This is a genomic window from Thermoactinomyces sp. DSM 45891, assembly GCF_900119485.1.
Lineage (GTDB): Bacteria > Bacillota > Bacilli > Thermoactinomycetales > Thermoactinomycetaceae > Baia.
In genome coordinates this window covers 288,053-305,944 of the sequence record NZ_FPJZ01000001.1, presented here as the reverse complement: position 1 = coordinate 305,944, position 17,892 = coordinate 288,053, and the positions used below count along the sequence as shown (strand labels likewise).

Here is a 17,892-nt window from a genome sequence, read left to right as displayed (position 1 = left end):
ATAAAAGGGTGACTAGCGGCTTCCGATTCGTTATATTTAATTACATTTAGCCACTTAGTTGGTCAAAGAGGTGTAGGTCATCATGAAAATGTTAACAACGTTTGAGCAAGTAGTGAAGTATGCAGAATCTCTTCCTTCTGTAACCGTAGCAGTCGCGGCAGCAGCTGATCAAGAAGTGTTAGAAGCTGTGCTAGATGCTAAGAAGCATCGAATTGCCGACTTTGTATTGTTTGGAGATGAAGAGAAGATTCGCTCGATCGGCTCTGAGATTGGCTTAGATCTGGCGTCAGGGGAAGTGGTACATGCTACCTCGATTGCGGAGGCGTGCTTATTGGCAGTGACGGCTGTTAGTGAAAAACGTGCAGATGTACTGATGAAAGGTATGGTGCAAACCGCTGACTTTCTTCGTGCCGTATTAAATAAAGAAAAGGGCTTACGGGCTGGAAAAGTACTAAGCCATGTTGCTTCATTTGAAGTTCCTGGCTTTGACCATCTAATCCATGTAACAGACCCAGCGTTAAATGTGGCTCCTGAATTAAAGGATAAGGTACAAATTCTTGAAAATGTAATTGATTTCTGCCATTCATTAGGTCTTTCAGAACCGAAAGTAGCGGTGCTCGGCGCAGTAGAAGTCGTAAATCCTTCTATGCAACCTACTTTAGATGCAGCGGCACTGTCCCAGATGAATCGCCGTGGACAAATTAAAGGTGCGATTGTGGATGGACCTTTTGCACTGGATAATGCGGTATCTGTTGAATCTGCAGAGCATAAAGGCATTCATAGTCCTGTAGCTGGTAAAGCAGATGTTTTATTCGTTCCTGACATTGAGGCAGGAAATATTCTTTATAAATCAATGGTTTATTTTGCAAAGGCGAAGATTGGCGCGCTTGTACTGGGTGCAAAGGCTCCGATTGTATTAACATCGCGAGCTGATTCAGCTGAAGCAAAGCTATATTCGATTGCTATGGCTGTACTACAAGCCGACCATTTCAAAAACGGTAATAGTTGAAAGGGGATAGTCTAATGAAACTGTTTGACTACATGGAGAAATATGATTATGAGCAAGTCGTCATTTGTCAAGATAAGAACTCTGGATTAAAAGCGATTATTGCGATTCATGATACTACACTCGGGCCTGCGCTTGGTGGTTTACGCATGTGGACATATGCTACGGAAGAAGAGGCAATGGAAGATGCACTTCGTTTAGCAAGAGGAATGACATATAAAGCGGCAGCAGCGGGTCTTAACCTCGGCGGTGGGAAAACAGTTTTGATTGGAGACCCTAAAAAAGATAAGAGTGAAGAATTATTCCGTTCTCTAGGTCGTTATATCGAAGGATTAAACGGACGTTATATTACGGCTGAGGATGTTGGAACAAGCGTAGAAGATATGGATCTCATTCACTTGGAAACAAAGTATGTTACGGGGATTTCTCCAGCATTCGGTTCTTCAGGTAACCCATCTCCTGTAACAGCATTTGGAGTTTATAAAGGGATGAAGGCAGCAGCGAAAGAAGCATTTGGATCTGATGCTTTAGATGGGCTTGTTGTAGCTGTTCAAGGTGTTGGAAATGTAGCTTATAGCATGTGTGAATACCTCCATAAAGAAAATGTAAAATTAATCGTTACGGATATTAATGAAGAAAATGTGCAACGGGCAGTAAATGACTTCGGTGCAATTCGTGTGTCTCCGGAGGAAATTTACGATGTGGAATGTGACATTTTTGCTCCATGTGCTTTAGGTGGAATCATTAATGATGACACAATTGAGCGCTTGAAATGTAAAGTGGTTGCTGGTTCTGCTAATAACCAATTACGTGAAGATCGCCACGGTGACATACTAGAGGAGCGCGGAATGGTATATGCTCCAGACTATGTGATTAATGCAGGTGGATTAATTAACGTTGCGGATGAACTAGTAGGGTATAATCCAGAGCGGGCGATGAAAAAAGTAGAAGGAATCTATGACAACATTCTACGTGTATTTGAGATTGCGAAACGGGACGGGATCCCAAGTTATCAAGCGGCTGACCGTATGGCAGAAGAGCGGATCGCTTCGTTGCGCCAATCTCGTAGTACCTTTGTACAAACAGAGCGACATTCGCTCAATCAACGATAATATGTTCGGGATTGTTAGGAGTGTTAGAAGTGCATGAAGTCTTACGGGTTCTTACGATAAACCCTGGATCTACCTCGACCAAAATAGGGGTATTTGATAATGAGAAAGCGATCTTAGATATTACCCTACGTCATAATGCAAAAGAGTTGGCTCAATTTCCGGAGTTAGTGAGTCAATATCCCTTTCGTAAACAAGTGATTTTAGATACATTGGATCGAGAGGGTATGAATATAACCCGATTTCATGCCATTGTTGCTAGGGGAGGCTTATTACGCCCTATCCCTGGTGGCACGTATGCTATTAATGACACGATGTTAGCGGACTTGCGATCCGGTCGCTACGGAATGCATGCTTCCAATTTAGCGGGATTGATTGCCAGTGACATTGCTAATCAACTACAAATTCCTGCGTTTATCGTCGACCCTGTAGTGGTGGACGAACTACAACCAGTGGCGAGAATCTCAGGTGTTCCAGAGATTGAACGCCGTAGTATCTTTCATGCGTTAAATCAAAAAGCAGTTGCACGTCGTGTAGCCAAAGAGCAAAACAAACGTTATGAAGAAGTTAATTATTTGATTGTCCACATGGGTGGAGGAATTACAGTAGGGGCCCATCAAAAAGGACGTGTCATTGATGTAAATAATGGACTTGCAGGAGAAGGCCCTTTTTCACCAGAGCGTGCGGGTACGTTACCTGTAGGTGACTTAGTAGCTCTTAGTTATTCAGGGAAATATTTTGCGAGCGAAATTATGAAGATGATCGTGGGTAAAGGTGGACTCATGGGGTATCTAGGAACGACGGATGCAAGAGAAGTAGAAGAGCGGATTCAAGAAGGAGATACAAGAGCCAAACTCGTATATGAAGCTATGGCCTATCAAGTAGCAAAAGAGATTGGTGCGTATGCAGCTGTATTAAAAGGGGAAGTAGATCAGATCATTTTGACGGGCGGGTTAGCATATGGACAACTCTTTACGTCGATGATTCAGGAACGCGTAGAGTGGATTGCTCCGGTTTGCGTTGTTCCGGGTGAAGATGAACTACAAGCTCTTGCAGAAGGTGCTCTTCGCGTGTTACGTCAAGAAGAAGAAGCAAAACAATATCCACCACAGTAAAAGGAGACGAGAAGAGCATGGCAGAAAATTATGATCTCGTGGTCCTTGGTGCGGGGCCGGGCGGCTATGTAGCTGCTGTCCGGGCTACGCAACTAGGAATGAAAGTGGCTGTAGTTGAAAAAGAACATGTGGGTGGAGTGTGCTTACATAGAGGTTGTGTTCCGAGTAAGTCCCTCCTGCGAAGTGCTGAAGTATATCACGAAATGAAAAATAGTGAGAGTTATGGGATCACTGCGGGTGATGTTCAGCTCTCCATGAACTTAGTGCAAAAACGAAAAAATGAAATCGTTTCCCAGCTCCATAAAGGAGTGGAAGGGCTTCTTAAAAAAAATAAAGTAGACGTCTACAAGGGGTTTGGTCGCATTTTAGGGCCCTCTATCTTTTCTCCTATGCCAGGCACGATTTCGGTAGAAAGAGCGGATGGGGGAGAATCAGATATGCTTATCCCTCAATTTGTGATGGTTGCAACAGGCTCTCGTCCGCGTACTCTTCCGGGACTTGAGATCGATGGGATTCATATATTGAACTCGGATCATGCATTGAAAATGGAAACGCTTCCGAAATCGATGATTATTATTGGGGGAGGCGTGATTGGGATCGAGTGGGCTTCGATGCTAAGTGATTTTGGTGTGGAAGTAACCATAATTGAATATGCTGATCGAATTTTACCGTTTGAAGATGCAGATGTTAGTAAAGAAATGACTCGTATTTTCAAAAAACGGAAAGTAAAAGTAATTACAAATGCGAAGGTTCTTTCTGAAGAAGTGAAGGTGGCTGATGGTTCTGTAACTGTTGTGGCTGAAAAAGATGGTAAGATGGAGACATTTGAAGCAGAGAAAGTATTTGTTTCAGTAGGTCGTCAGGCTAATATCGAAGATATCGGCTTACAAAACACTTCCATCAAAGTGGAAAAAGGCGTTATTCAAGTAAACGACTTTATGCAAACAGCAGAATCCCATATTTACGCGATTGGGGATGTAAACGGTGGCTATCAACTAGCTCACGTGGCTTCTCATGAAGGGATTTTAGCGGTTGAACATATGGCTAGAAAAGATGTACATGCCATTGATAGTACAATGGTTCCTCGCTGTACGTACAGTCGTCCAGAGGTAGGAAGCATCGGTTTTACAGAGCAAGAAGCAAAAGATCGCGGGTATGAAGTGAAGGTTGGGAAATTTCCATTCCGCGGAGTAGGGAAATCCCTTGTATTTGGTGAGACAGATGGATTTATTAAGATGATATCGGATGCGAAAACAGATGATTTGTTAGGTGTACATATCATTGGTGCACATGCAACGGATCTAATCGGAGAGGCCGGACTGGCTAAGGTTCTCGATGCGACGGCATGGGAGATCTCGCAAGCGATTCATCCGCATCCTACGTTGTCAGAGGTATATGGAGAAGTAGCACTTGCTGTAGATGGAAAGGCGATTCATGGTTAATTTGAGGGGGGATTTCCTTGAAACATAAAGAGTTAGGGTTAACAGATGAGCAAGCAGTTAGTATGTATCGATATATGTCACTAGCACGTAAAACAGACGAGCGTACTTGGTTATTAAACCGTGCAGGTAAGATCCCATTTGTTATTTCTTGTCAAGGGCATGAAGCGGCACAAGTAGGCGCTGGATTTGCACTTGATACGGAAAAGGATTGGTTATGTCCGTACTATCGTGATATGGGGCTTGTGATGGTAATGGGACAAACGGCTAAAGATTATCTGCTCTCTTCCTTTGCAAAAGCAGAAGACCCAAATAGTGGTGGACGTCAGATGCCGGGCCACTTTGGTGATCATCGTTATCGAATTCTCACAGGCTCTTCTCCTGTAACCACTCAGATGGTACATGCTACAGGAATTGCGTATGCGGGAAAGCTGGATAAAAAAGATTTTGTCGTTCTTACGACATGTGGCGAAGGTTCTGCAAACCAAGGGGACTTGCATGAAGCGATGAACTTTGCTGGTGTTCATAAATTGCCGGTTATCTTTATGGTACAAAACAACCAGTACGCAATCTCCGTCCCGCTAGAGAAGCAAGTTGCGGGTGGAAGTATCGCAGCTCGTGGTGCTGGTTATGGTATGCCGGGCGTTTCAGTAGATGGAAACGATCCACTAGAGGTGTATCGTGCTGTAAAAGAGGCAGTGGAACGTGGACGTCGAGGAGAAGGGCCAACCTTGGTGGAAACCATTTCCTATCGTTTGGTTCCCCACTCAAGTGATGACGATGATCGTACCTACCGTTCCCGTGAAGAAGTGGATGAGGCGAAGAAAAAAGATTCGTTGTTCCAATATCGCGGATACTTGCTGGATCATGGTATCTTAACAGAAGAGTCAGATGAGCAGATTCAAGCAGAGATCAAGAAGGAAGTAGATGCTGCTACCGATTATGCAGAAAAGGCAGCCTACCCAGATCCATCAGAAACATATAAATACGTATTTGCGGAATAGGGGGAACCATCAACATGGCAGTAATGTCTTATATCGAAGCAGTAACGCTGGCGATGCGTGAGGAGATGCAACGGGACTCTCAGGTATTCGTGTTAGGAGAAGACGTAGGTGTGCGTGGTGGAGTATTCCGCGCTACGGACGGTTTATATAGTGAGTTTGGAGAGGATCGTGTACTGGATACCCCTCTGACAGAATCTGCAATTGCGGGTGTGGCGATCGGAGCCGCCGCGTATGGAAAGCGTCCGATTGCAGAGATGCAATTTGCTGACTTTATTATGCCGGCTATCAACCAGATCATAAGTGAAGCGTCTAAAATTCGTTATCGCTCTAATAATAGGTGGTCTTGTCCAATGGTCGTGCGTGCTCCATATGGCGGAGGGATTCACGGTGCGCTTTACCATTCTCAAAGTGTAGAGAAAATCTTTACAGGAGTACCTGGTTTGAAAATTGTCACTCCATCTACCCCCTATGATGTAAAAGGTTTGTTGAAATCTGCTATTCGTGATGATGATCCAGTTTTATTCTTTGAGCATAAACGTTGCTACCGCCTGATTAAAGGGGAAGTACCTGCGGATGATTATACGATTCCAATCGGTAAGGCTGACGTGAAGCGCGAAGGGACAGATGTAACCGTTATTACATACGGAATGATGGTTCACTTTGCTCTGCAAGCGGCAGAACAGCTAGAAAAAGACGGGATTAGTGTACACGTTCTCGATTTGCGTACCTTGGTTCCACTCGATAAAGAAGCCGTTTTAGAAGCCGTTGCTAAGACGGGAAAAGTACTCGTGGTTCATGAAGATAATCTTACAGGTGGCTTTGGTGGCGAGGTATCAGCGATTATTGCCGAAGAGGCATTCTTTGAGCTAGATGCTCCTGTACGCCGTCTTGCGGGTCCAGATGTTCCTGCTATGCCATATAGTCCGACATTGGAAAAGGAATTTATCTTAAACCCAGATAAAATTGCCAAAGCAGTCCGTGAACTAGCAGAATTCTAATTTTCATCATGTAAGCAGACGAATTGAAGGAGGATCCAGCGATGGCAACTGAAATTAAAATGCCTCAGCTTGGTGAGAGTGTTACAGAAGGCACCATTGCCAAGTGGTTAAAGAAACCGGGTGACCCTGTAGCCAAGTATGAAGCAATCTGTGAAGTATCGACAGATAAAGTAAATGCAGAGGTTCCTGCTACGTTTGAGGGAACGATGGTTGAGATCGTGGCAGGAGAAGGCGAGACCGTAGCAGTTGGAGAGATTATTTGCAAAATGGCAGAGGAAGGTGCGGAAGAAGCAAGTACGGCGGCTCCAGCTACCCCTGCTGTAGAAGAATCGAAGCCGGCTACAACGAATGCTTCATCCCCAGCTCCAGCCAAAGTAGACTTAGCTGGTAAACGTGGTTCAGACAGTGGACGCTTCTCCCCAGCAGTTTTACGCTTATCGCAGGAACACGATATCGATCTTACTCTTCTTACGGGAACAGGTGCAGGCGGTCGAATTACTCGAAAAGATATCTTGACCGCTATAGAACAAGGAATCGGAAAAGTGGGAAGTGCTCCTGCTCCTCAGGCAGTTTCAATGGATGAATCTGTGGTAGCACAGGCACCTACTGTCGATGTGGATACAGCACTTTCGACAACTCCACCAGCTAGCAAACCAGCTATGGGAGTTGTCACAGAAGAAGGCGATATCGAGATCCCTCTTACTAGTGTGCGTAAAACCATCGCCAGCCGTATGGTGCAAAGTAAACACGAGGCACCACATGCATGGACGATGATGGAAGTGGATGTAACGGGTCTCGTTGAACTTCGTAATAAGATGAAAAATGATTTTAAAGTTCGTGAAGGTGTATCATTGACCTTTATGCCATTCTTTATCAAAGCCGTTAGTGATGCCTTAAAGGAATTCCCAGTTATTAACTCCATGTGGGGTGGGGATAAGATCGTTCAGAAGAAGAGGATTAATATCTCGATCGCAGTGGCAACGGATGATGCACTTTATGTGCCGGTGATTCCAGACGTGGATGAGCTTTCGATTTTGGGACTTGCTAAGAAAGTAAACACCTTAGCCCAGAAGACTCGTGCTGGAAAACTAGACCTAAGCGATCTACAAGGTGGAACGTTCACGGTTAATAACACAGGATCTTTCGGATCTGTTATGTCTCAACCGATTATTAACCAACCACAAGCCGCGATTCTCTCTTTTGAAGCGATTGTGAAGCGTCCTGTAGTGGTGAATCATATGTTTGCTGTGCGTGATATGATGAACATCTGTATGTCGTTGGATCATCGGGTATTAGATGGTCTAGTAGCAGGGCGATTCTTAGCACGTGTAAAAGAATTGCTAGAGGAGTATACGGTCGATTCAACATTTTAACTTGGTAAGAGTTCGTTTAGATGATGAACAGGTGCTCTGAGTAGGGTGCCTGTTCGTTGTTCGAGTAATGAAGTGTTGGGGCTGGTGCAAAACTCGCAAAAAGCGCTCAGATATGTTGCACCAAAGCGCCCCATGCTACGGATATCTGCACTAGGTAGGATCGCTAACATCGCCGGTATCAAATAGACACTCCTTACTTCTATGATGCGGGCAGATATATGGCTCCGGTACTCTGATTCATCAACAAGCCTATCATCTGTCCTTTTAGATCTATTTAAATAACTTATGGTACAATCAATACAGTACAATACATATCGGACAAAGCCCTACTAGGATGTGAGCAACATGTTTGAAATACAACGATTAGGTCCCATTCCATATCAAGAAGCCTGGGATCTACAAAAAAAGCTCGTACACGAGATCGACCACGAAGGTCTTCCCAGCCAACTCTTGCTATTAGAACATCCTCATACCCTCACACTAGGAAGAGGAAGCCATACAGAGAACTTACTATTTTCTAAAGAGCAGTATGCCGAGATGGGAATGGATCTGGTTGAGATTGATCGCGGTGGGGATGTTACCTATCATGGACCGGGACAGTTGGTGGGTTATCCTATTTTTGACCTAGCAACACAGGGAAATGATGCGCACGCCTATCTGCGTCAGTTGGAAGAAGTTCTCATCATTGCCTTGCGCCACTTTGGGCTACAACCAAGCCGAAAAGCGCCGTATACCGGGGTCTGGATTGGAGAAGAGAAAGTAGCGGCTATAGGGGTAAAATTTAATCGTGCTCGTACGCGAAAAGGATATATTACTAGTCACGGATTTGCGCTAAATGTAAACAGTGACCTTCAGTTTTTTCAAACCATTATCCCGTGTGGCATTCAGGAATACGGAGTTACCTCGCTTGAAAAGCTACTAGGGAGAGAAATAGATCTTGCTCCCGTGATGGATTATGTAATCGAAGCGGTGGAAGAAGTGTTTGGTTGGAAAGCGAAGGATGAAAGGTGTTTGTCTTCCTATGTAGTAGAGGATGAAGAGGACGTACTTAGTTGGATTCGCAAAGAGTACCGGTAATGCATAACCTCCACTTGAATATTCGAGTGGAGGTTATGTAGTAGGTTTATAGACCAACAAGTAAGTCATATACGGACAATGCAGTTACCAATAAAGTTGCGGCTGTAAATCCACCACCCAGGAGAATTCCACCTTTATTGCCGGTTCTCTTGTTAAAGAGGAATCCGCGTACAGCGAGCACACTGATGATTACCATAATAGGTACCATAAAATATTGCCAGAATACGGACATACATAACACCTGCCTTCTGTTTATCACAAAGCCATTATCCATGCGAAGGAAAACCTATTTAGTAGGTCCAGTTGAAAATACACGTATTATTGTACCCAATGGATCAGGGAATGTCTATGGCTTCACAAACTTTGATGGGTACTCCTGTTATGATTCTCTTTCTGATATAGTAAAAAGGATAGCCTAAATGAGTGGGATCTAGTCGCATTTAAAGTTAGGGCGCTTTTCTTATGAAATATCAGAATGCATGGTATTATAAGAAGGATAACAATAAATGCAGGATTATAAATGAAGTAACTTCTTAGTTAATCTAAAAAACTTGTAACGGAAACGGATAGGAGGGAGTTGCACAATGACACATCATGAACGTCACAAATCATGGCAACAAAAAGTAGAGAAGGTATGTGCAAAGGCACCTGAGCGTAAGCCTTTTTTTGCCACACATTCTGAGATTGAAGTACAACCACTCTACTATCAGCATGTAGATAATATAGATGAAAAAGTAAGTTTTCCCGGGGAATATCCTTATACAAGAGGCATTCATCCTAATATGTACCGAAGCCGTTTATGGACGATGCGCCAATATGCAGGATTTGGTTCCGCAACAGAGACAAATAAGCGATTTCGTTACTTATTAGAGCAGGGACAGACTGGATTAAGTGTTGCTTTTGACTTGCCAACTCAAATCGGTTACGACTCCGATGATCCGATGTCGATTGGAGAGGTGGGAAAAGTAGGAGTAGCGATTGATAGTCTAGAAGATATGGAGCGGTTATTAGCCGAAATCCCACTTGATCGAGTAAGTACATCGATGACGATTAATTCTTCTGCTTCTGTCCTGCTTGCGATGTACATCGTGGTGGGAGAGAAACAAGGCATTTCGGCTAACCAGATAACAGGAACGATACAAAATGATATTTTAAAGGAATATATTGCACGTGGTACCTATATCTATCCGCCGAAGCAATCTATGCGTCTCATTACAGATATATTTGCTTACTGTACGGAGCATGTGCCGAAATGGAATACGATTAGTATCAGCGGATATCATATCCGGGAAGCAGGATCTACCGCTGTGCAAGAGGTAGCGTTTACCTTAGCCAACGGGATGGCTTATGTTCAAGCAGCACTTGATGCAGGACTCGAGATAGATAAGTTTGCTCCGCGATTGTCATTTTTCTTCAATGCCCATAATAATTTCTTTGAGGAAATTGCTAAGTTCCGCGCTGCACGCCGAATCTGGGCGGGGATTATGAAAGATCGCTTTGGCGCTAAAAATGAACGTTCTTGGCAGTTGCGTTTTCATACGCAAACAGGAGGTTCCACATTAACAGCGCAACAGCCAGATAACAATATCGTTCGTGTTACGGTACAGGCACTAGCCGCTGTGTTAGGAGGGACCCAAAGCTTACATACAAATTCACGTGATGAAGCACTTGCATTGCCTACGGAAGAGTCGGCACGAATTGCCCTCCGAACGCAGCAAATTCTTGCTTTGGAAAGTGGTGTAGCAGATACAGTAGACCCACTCGGTGGGTCCTACTATGTGGAGGCACTTACTGATGCGATGGAAGATGAAGCGAATCGCTATCTAGAGAAGATCGAACAGCTAGGGGGAGCGGTTTCTGCAGTGGAACAAGGGTTTATGCAACGTGAAATTCATCGAGTGGCCCTGGAGACCCAGCGGAATATCGAAAATGGAATGGAAATTGTAGTGGGTATGAATCAATATCAAATTGAAAATGAAGTCCAACCTGAACTACTACGAGTCGACCCAGAGCTTGGAAAGAAGCAAATCGCTGATTTACAAGACCTACGTTTACGGCGCGATAATCAGGCAGTCGAAAAGTGTTTAGCAGCCTTAGAACAAGCTGCTTCAGGAACGGAAAATCTAATGCCGTTTATCATTGATGCGGTACGGAATTACGCGACAGTGGGCGAAATTTGCCATACGATGCGAAAAGTATTTGGAGAGTATCAACCATATTGATTTGTTTGAGGGAGGACTACCTACTATGTTGCGTCCAATACGTATATTAATCGGGAAACCGGGCTTAGATGGTCATGATCGTGGAGCGCTCATTATTGCACAAGGGCTACGAGATGAGGGAATGGAAGTCATCTATACGGGACTACGACAATCCCCTGCACAAATCGTGGCGATGGCGATTCAAGAAGATGTAGATCTCATTGGATTATCTTGTTTATCTGGAGCTCACATGGAGCTGTTTCCAGTAGTTGTAACATTACTAAAAGAACAAAAAGCAGATGATATACTGGTTTTCGGAGGGGGCGTAATCCCACAAGAAGATATTCCGATCTTAAAGCAACAGGGGATTTGGGAAATCTTTACCCCCGGGACAACGATTCAACAAACAGCACAGTTTATTCGCCAACTAATGAAAGAAGAAAAAGGCTGGGAGGGTTCTCTAACCAACTCTGGAGGTACTCAACAGTGAACCCAAAAAAGATTAGTCACATTGGAATCGCGGTTCGGAGCTTAGAAGAGAGTATCCCCTTTTATGAAGAGCAGCTGGGGCTTCCCCTTACTTCGATCGAGGTGGTAGAGAGCGAACAAGTAAAAGTCGCCTTTTTTGATATCGGTGAGAGTCGCATTGAATTACTGGAGCCGATTGCTCCTTCAAGTGCGATTGCCAAATTCATCGAGAAACGTGGAGAAGGGCTTCATCATCTCGCGTTGGAAGTAGCCGACATTCGCACATGCCTGCAAAATCTGCGAGAACAGGGAACCAGATTAATACATGAAGAGCCAAAGGCCGGAGCCCATCAGATGCAAATTGCCTTTTTACATCCTAAATCAACCCATGGAGCACTCATGGAACTTTGTCAAAAGACCCTTGCTGAAATGGAGTGATGCTTGTGGACATGCATACGAAAATCAATGAAATGTACGAACGACGTCGTAAGATTGAAATGGGTGGGGGAGACAGACGAATTAAGGCCCAGCATAAACGTGGGAAACTGACGGCGAGAGAGAGAGTCGATCTTTTACTTGATGAAAACACGTTTGTAGAGTTAAACCCATTCATTGAGCACCGTTCTAGCCATTTTGATATGGATCAGGTGGATGCACCTGGAGAAGGCGTCGTAACAGGATACGGGAAAGTGCACGGCAGAACCGTCTACGTATTTGCACAAGATTTTACCGTGTTCGGTGGAGCATTGGGAGAGATGCATGCTTTAAAAATCTCCCGCATGATGGACTTAGCTGCACAAAATGGATGCCCCATCATTGGATTGAACGATTCTGGTGGCGCCCGCATTCAAGAAGGCGTTATGTCTCTGGATGGCTATGGACATGTCTTTTATCGCAACTCGATCTACTCAGGTGTTGTGCCTCAGATATCGGTGATCATGGGGCCGTGTGCAGGTGGGGCAGTATATTCGCCAGCGATTACTGATTTCGTGTTTATGGTGGAAACGACTTCGCAAATGTTTATTACAGGGCCAAAAGTGATCGAAACTGTTACTCGGGAGAAGATTAGTTCCGAAGAATTAGGTGGTGCTTCGGTTCATAGTAGCATTAGTGGAAATGCGCACTTCACAGCTGCAAGCGAGCCTGAAGTGTTAGAGCAAGTTCGGAAATTATTATCTTATCTTCCATCTAACAATCAAGAAAAGCCAGCTAAAAAAGAGATTGAGAAAATTACAGATGAATGGATCGAGGAATTAGCAGAGGTTGTGCCCGTCGAAGGCACGAAGGTTTACGATGTCCGTAAAGTGATCGATCAGTTGGTTGATGATCACTCATTTATGGAAGTACAAGAGAAATTTGCTCGAAACATCGTCGTTGGCTTTGCCAGAATCGGCGGGGAGAGTGTGGGAATCGTAGCCAATCAACCCAAAGTGATGGCCGGTGGGCTCGATATCGACTCTTCTGATAAACTAAGTCGCTTTGTTCGTTTTTGTGACTGCTTCAACATACCAGTTATTACATTGATTGATGTGACTGGATTCTTCCCAGGTGTGAATCAAGAGCATCGTGGAATTATCCGCCACGGGGCCAAGATTTTATATGCATACTCTGAAGCTACCGTACCACGTATCTCGGTGATATTACGGAAAGCATTTGGCGGTGCCTATGTCGCATTAAATAGTAAGGGGATCGGTGCAGACATCGTTTACGCTTGGCCCTCTGCTGAAATAGCAGTGATGGGTCCGGAGGGAGCAGCCAATATTATCTTTAGTAGAGAGATTAATGAGAGCGAAAACCCGGAAGAAGTTCGTCAAGCGAAGATTGCCGAATACAAAGATAAGTTTGCTAACCCTTATGTTGCCGCAGCTTATGGCATGGTTGACGATGTGATCGATCCACGGGAAACACGCATAAAGTTAATGAGTGCACTAGAGTTATTGCGTAATAAAAAAGATACAAGACCTTATAAAAAGCATGGAAATATTCCTTTGTAGATTTGAAAAAAGTAGGTACCTTTTATGCAGAGGTACCTACTTTTTTGAGTTCTATACGTCGATATCGTGATTAGTCTCGTCAATCCTTACAAATGTTTAAGGTTCATGTAAGGTAATTTCATTCTCTCTATTTTCCTCCCCTGTTACACTAATTTCATCAACCAAATAACAGAAAAACAGTAGCATTTGTACTAATTTGTTACTCTAGGAGGAACGAAACATGAATTTTCGTCAGTTTGCGTTTAATAATGTCAAACGTAACTTACGTGCATACTCTGCTTACTTTTTAAGTAGTGCGTTTGCCGTCATGATCTTTTTTACCTATGCTTTATTTATCTATCATCCTGAATTAGCAAAATCAGGCCTCGGTGAGGCTGCGAAGATGGGGATGAAAGGAGCATCCTATGTTACATTTGTATTCTCATTTTTATTTGTCCTTTATTCGATTAGCGCTTTCTTGAAAATCAGGAATAAAGAGTTTGGTGTGTTGACGATTTTAGGAGCACAGCGAAACCAAATTAATAAACTTGTTTTTCTAGAAAACATATTAATTGGTTTTGGGGCGATTGTAGCCGGGATTTTAGGTGGACTCCTTTTTTCAAAAATATTTCTTGTGTACGGATCTAGTGTGGTAGAGACGAAACTTCCGTTTTACTTCCCACTGAAAGCAATGGGACTTACAGCGGCATCATTTGCAGCTTTATATCTCGTAATTTCCTTTGCGACCTTATTCTTCATTCGTCAAAAAAGAGCCCTTGAGCTTTTGATGGGGACAAGTAAACCGAAAACAGAACCGAAAGCTCATATTCTACTCGTTCTTTTTTCACTTGTCTCAATTGGCACCGCATACTATTTGCTCTATGATGATTTTAATAATTTTTACTGGGCTCTTGGCCTCGGGATTATCGGAAATTATTTCTTTTTTACTCAATTAAGTGTGTACTTGATGAGACTATTGAAAAAAAGTCGATCCTTCTTTTGGAAGGGTACGAGAATGTTATGGGTTTCCGAGATGGCTTACAAGATAAAAGATAATGCTCGGATGTTTTTTATGGTTACGATTGTAATCGCGATGGCTTCTGCCGGAGCAGGGCTTGTCTACTCTTTTGATCAAGATGCGAAAGCTCGATTTAAAGAGACACCGTTTGCTCTTGAATTTAATCTTTTTAAAGAGTATAAGAACTGGGAAGGTGAAGTGAAGAAGATTGATCAAGAACTACAAGGTGCTGGGCTCAAATTTGATAAGGTGACTGGTAAAACGGTAAATCTCAAGCTGGGTAGTAAAAAGTATGTAAATGTCATGAAAGAGTCTGAGTATGCCCAAATGGCGAAGGTGCTTGAGCGAAAAGCTCCGCAAAAATTGAAGCCTAACGAGGCTATTTTCCTAGTTAGTACACTCGAAAAGGAACCTGAAAAAGTACAAGCAGGACAAAAAGTATCGAAATATAATCTTCAAGTCGTTGGTAACATTGAAAAATCGATAGATTACTCCTCGAGATTAGTGGTAAGTGATGAAACCTATAAACAAATTTTAGCCGATGAAATAAAAAAAGTAGATGAAGCAAAAGAAGACATTCGTGCGCAGGAAAGGACATCTGTGTATTATCATGTTCCAGCTTGGTCTAATACAGACTATCCTCGTTCTGATTCGGTTCAAGCAAAACTGAGTACTAAGCTACAAAATATGGGTCAGGAGCAGGAAGATAGTTATATAGATACTCGAGCAGGGTCGTATATTGGCTTCCAACAAGCGCGTAGTATATTCACCTTTATTGCCCTCTTTATGGCAGCAGTGTTCTCGGTTGCCTCAGCTAGTTTCCTATACTTTAAGCTGTATACCGATTTAAATCAGGATCAACGAATGTACCATATGCTTTCCAAAGTGGGGTTAAGCACAAGGGATATGAAGCGAACCTCTACTATCCAAATTGCCATGTTGTTCTTCATACCGCTTGTCGTTGCTGGACTGGAATCTGGAATTGGCTTACAGATTATAAATAAACATATGGGTGGTTTCTCTGTACTTGATATGATAACGCCAACCTTAGTCGGAATCTCTGGTTTCTTCGTAGTCCAGATTATCTATTTCTTCATTATACGTGCTATCTATCTAAAACAATTAAGCAAAGTTATGATCTCGTCTGGAAAATAACACAAGATTGTATGGCGGAGGTCGCATGATGAAAAAAGATAAATCGATTGCCTATATTTTATTGATCTTCCTCGGTGGTTTCGTCGGATTGCATCGCTTTTATTTGGGAAAAGTAGCAACCGGGATTCTCTATCTGCTGACAGGTGGATTGCTCGGGATCGGCTGGCTTTATGATCTATTTACCCTTGGAAAACAAGTGGATGATTATAATGTACGATTTGCATATCGAAATCGAATTGCATAGAAGATTAATTGTAAAATGGTGTAATCATTATGATTGCACCATTTTTTATATAGGCATGCATTAGAGGTATATTCCCGAATAGAAATGATGTATGTGCAAATAAATCTAAGGGAGTGTACTTTTTGGAACAGAGTGTATTATCCATCTCGAAACGAAATGCTCACTTTGATGTATTAATCAATCAACGGAATGCTTGGTTATGGCATAGCATGCATCAGAATAATTGGGAAGAACATACATTTAATATTTTTGACCGCTTTTTAGATTTGGACCATAATTATTTAGATTTCGGTGCATTTCTAGGCCCTACTGTGTTGTACGCAGCCCATAGAGCTAAGCACGTCTATGCGGTAGAACCAGATCCAGTTGCTTTTGGAGAGTTGAAGATAAATGTATGCCTAAACGCACCTATCGCTTCTAAAGTAACACTGATTAATTCGGCTATGTCTGGAGAGACAGGAACTTCACGGTTGTATTCAAGAGGTGCATTTGGATATGCTGTTTCGAGTCTCATGCCCACCATTTCCGATGACTCATGTGAAGTACAATGTATTACGATAGCTGACTTAATGAATCAGTATAATATTAGAGATGTGAATTTTGTAAAAATGGATATTGAAGGTGGTGAATATGCCTTAATTCCATGTTTGAAAGAATTTCTAGAAGCCGAAAAACCAACTTTCTATGCATCCTTACACTCTCCATTTCTCAAGGAGAACCTTAATAGACAAGGACTCTCTGAAATGGAAGCTAAAAACCGCTTTGAACAAACGTGCAAAGACGTGCTACAAGTACTCAGTATGTATAGGCATATCTATGATAATGAAGGAAATTTGTTAGATGAGAATGATTTAAGGGACAGAGATTATAATGGAGAATTTGTCTTTACAGACGAGTGTTGGTAGGTAGTACACCTTGATTGGGGAGCCAAGATATAAGAATGTTTCTTGGTTTCTTATACATGGAAAGATAATTGTTACACAAACGGGTGTAACGATTATCTTTCATTTAGAAAAAGTAGAAGTATTAGGGAGGTGTTAAGATGTCCCAATCCAATATTCCTAATATTACTCCCACTATTTCGATTACACGAGACGATGCAGTTAACCTCCTATTATCCTCCATTGCTCTCGAGGAGTTAGGATTAAGTCATATTATCAATGCTGAAGGAGAAAAGTTACAGTATATTTTAGGAACCTTACCAGGAATTAGCGCTCCTCAGGTTGCTACAATCAGTGATGTGCTCTTAGTAAACAGTAGTGTTAGAGATACAATCCGTGAAATTGCGAAGAAAGAGTGGATTTTGCAGCAGAAATTAGAGACTGTTTTAGAATCGACTACTAGCATTGGTCCACAAGGTCCGCAAGGTCCTGTCGGAGCCACTGGTACAGTGCCAACTGGAACCATTCCAACAGGCACGAATTTATTCCGAGTCCTAGGTAATTCAGGTGCAAATGGAATCGCTACGGTGGCTGTTGGCGAAGATCTAAATATTATATCGAATACTTTGAATGTCAATGTAACAGAAGGTTCAGCAAATGTTAGTTTAGAAGTGCCAACTGGATCTACTGGTATTACGGGACCCCAAGGTCCAACGGGTCCCACCGGATTTGCTGGATCTACAGGAGAAACGGGCCCACAAGGCCCCACTGGATTTGCCGGAGCTACCGGGGAAACAGGCCCAACGGGCCCACAAGGCCCCACTGGATTTG

The 17,892-nt window shown here is 43.1% G+C and carries 18 protein-coding genes; 16 read left to right on the top strand and 2 right to left on the bottom strand.

Annotated features, from left to right (window positions below; all coding sequences use genetic code 11):
• The first annotated feature begins 82 nt into the window (after positions 1 to 82).
• From yqiS to BT147_RS01485, 7 genes are all read left to right on the top strand, one after another.
• Positions 83 to 1,009 carry a phosphate butyryltransferase gene (gene yqiS / locus BT147_RS01515; protein WP_072330198.1) on the top strand — a complete coding sequence of 309 codons (927 nt, stop codon included), beginning with the start codon at positions 83 to 85 and terminating at the stop codon, positions 1,007 to 1,009.
• Between the two features lie 14 nt (positions 1,010 to 1,023).
• Positions 1,024 to 2,118: a Leu/Phe/Val dehydrogenase gene (locus BT147_RS01510; RefSeq protein ID WP_072330196.1), complete on the top strand. Its 1,095-nt coding sequence runs from the start codon at positions 1,024 to 1,026 to the stop codon at positions 2,116 to 2,118.
• Positions 2,119 to 2,147: 29 nt separating this feature from the next.
• Positions 2,148 to 3,230 (top strand): butyrate kinase, encoded by a 1,083-nt coding sequence (gene buk / locus BT147_RS01505; protein WP_072330194.1) that lies wholly within the window; start codon positions 2,148 to 2,150, stop codon positions 3,228 to 3,230.
• A gap of 17 nt (positions 3,231 to 3,247) precedes the next feature.
• A complete protein-coding gene (gene lpdA, locus BT147_RS01500; protein ID WP_072330192.1) occupies positions 3,248 to 4,672 on the top strand; it encodes a dihydrolipoyl dehydrogenase in 1,425 nt (474 codons plus the stop codon).
• 62 nt (positions 4,673 to 4,734) lie between these two features.
• Positions 4,735 to 5,673, top strand: a complete 939-nt coding sequence (locus tag BT147_RS01495; RefSeq protein ID WP_083426336.1) for a thiamine pyrophosphate-dependent dehydrogenase E1 component subunit alpha — start codon at positions 4,735 to 4,737, stop codon at positions 5,671 to 5,673.
• Positions 5,674 to 5,687: 14 nt separating this feature from the next.
• Entirely contained in the window at positions 5,688 to 6,671 is a 984-nt protein-coding gene (locus BT147_RS01490) for an alpha-ketoacid dehydrogenase subunit beta (protein WP_072330188.1), read from the top strand.
• 41 nt (positions 6,672 to 6,712) lie between these two features.
• Positions 6,713 to 8,044, top strand: coding sequence for a dihydrolipoamide acetyltransferase family protein (locus tag BT147_RS01485; protein ID WP_072330187.1), 1,332 nt, complete (start codon positions 6,713 to 6,715; stop codon positions 8,042 to 8,044).
• Here BT147_RS01485 and BT147_RS15175 read toward each other — a convergent pair.
• Positions 8,041 to 8,226: a hypothetical protein gene (locus BT147_RS15175; RefSeq protein WP_143187873.1), complete on the bottom strand. Its 186-nt coding sequence runs from the start codon at positions 8,224 to 8,226 to the stop codon at positions 8,041 to 8,043. The two genes, BT147_RS01485 and BT147_RS15175, sit on opposite strands and share 4 nt — an antisense overlap.
• Positions 8,227 to 8,389: 163 nt before the next feature.
• Between BT147_RS15175 and lipB the strand changes: the two genes are divergently transcribed.
• Entirely contained in the window at positions 8,390 to 9,121 is a 732-nt protein-coding gene (gene lipB / locus BT147_RS01480; protein WP_083426278.1) for a lipoyl(octanoyl) transferase LipB, read from the top strand.
• Positions 9,122 to 9,167: 46 nt separating this feature from the next.
• Here lipB and BT147_RS01475 read toward each other — a convergent pair whose 3' ends face one another.
• Positions 9,168 to 9,353, bottom strand: coding sequence for a hypothetical protein (locus tag BT147_RS01475; protein WP_072330183.1), 186 nt, complete (start codon positions 9,351 to 9,353; stop codon positions 9,168 to 9,170).
• Between the two features lie 352 nt (positions 9,354 to 9,705).
• On the opposite strand from BT147_RS01475, the gene BT147_RS01470 reads away from it, so the two are divergent.
• The 8 genes from BT147_RS01470 to BT147_RS15365 all read left to right on the top strand — a co-directional run.
• Positions 9,706 to 11,343 carry an acyl-CoA mutase large subunit family protein gene (locus BT147_RS01470; protein ID WP_072330180.1) on the top strand — a complete coding sequence of 546 codons (1,638 nt, stop codon included), beginning with the start codon at positions 9,706 to 9,708 and terminating at the stop codon, positions 11,341 to 11,343.
• A 25-nt stretch (positions 11,344 to 11,368) separates the two neighbouring features.
• Positions 11,369 to 11,812, top strand: a complete 444-nt coding sequence (locus BT147_RS01465) for a cobalamin B12-binding domain-containing protein (RefSeq protein WP_072330176.1) — start codon at positions 11,369 to 11,371, stop codon at positions 11,810 to 11,812.
• Positions 11,809 to 12,228, top strand: a complete 420-nt coding sequence (gene mce / locus BT147_RS01460) for a methylmalonyl-CoA epimerase (RefSeq protein ID WP_072330172.1) — start codon at positions 11,809 to 11,811, stop codon at positions 12,226 to 12,228. The genes BT147_RS01465 and mce overlap by 4 nt, the downstream gene beginning before the upstream one ends.
• 11 nt (positions 12,229 to 12,239) lie before the next feature.
• Entirely contained in the window at positions 12,240 to 13,784 is a 1,545-nt protein-coding gene (locus BT147_RS01455) for an acyl-CoA carboxylase subunit beta (protein WP_072330842.1), read from the top strand.
• A 220-nt stretch (positions 13,785 to 14,004) separates the two neighbouring features.
• Complete coding sequence (locus BT147_RS01450) at positions 14,005 to 15,936, top strand: ABC transporter permease (protein WP_072330170.1); 1,932 nt, start codon at positions 14,005 to 14,007, stop codon at positions 15,934 to 15,936.
• Between the two features lie 28 nt (positions 15,937 to 15,964).
• Complete coding sequence (locus tag BT147_RS01445) at positions 15,965 to 16,180, top strand: NINE protein (RefSeq protein WP_072330168.1); 216 nt, start codon at positions 15,965 to 15,967, stop codon at positions 16,178 to 16,180.
• Positions 16,181 to 16,302: 122 nt separating this feature from the next.
• A complete protein-coding gene (locus BT147_RS01440; RefSeq protein ID WP_072330166.1) occupies positions 16,303 to 17,085 on the top strand; it encodes an FkbM family methyltransferase in 783 nt (260 codons plus the stop codon).
• A gap of 137 nt (positions 17,086 to 17,222) precedes the next feature.
• The coding region (locus tag BT147_RS15365) for an alpha-helical endospore appendage domain-containing protein (RefSeq protein WP_177239625.1) at positions 17,223 to 17,892 on the top strand (670 nt) is incomplete at its 3' end.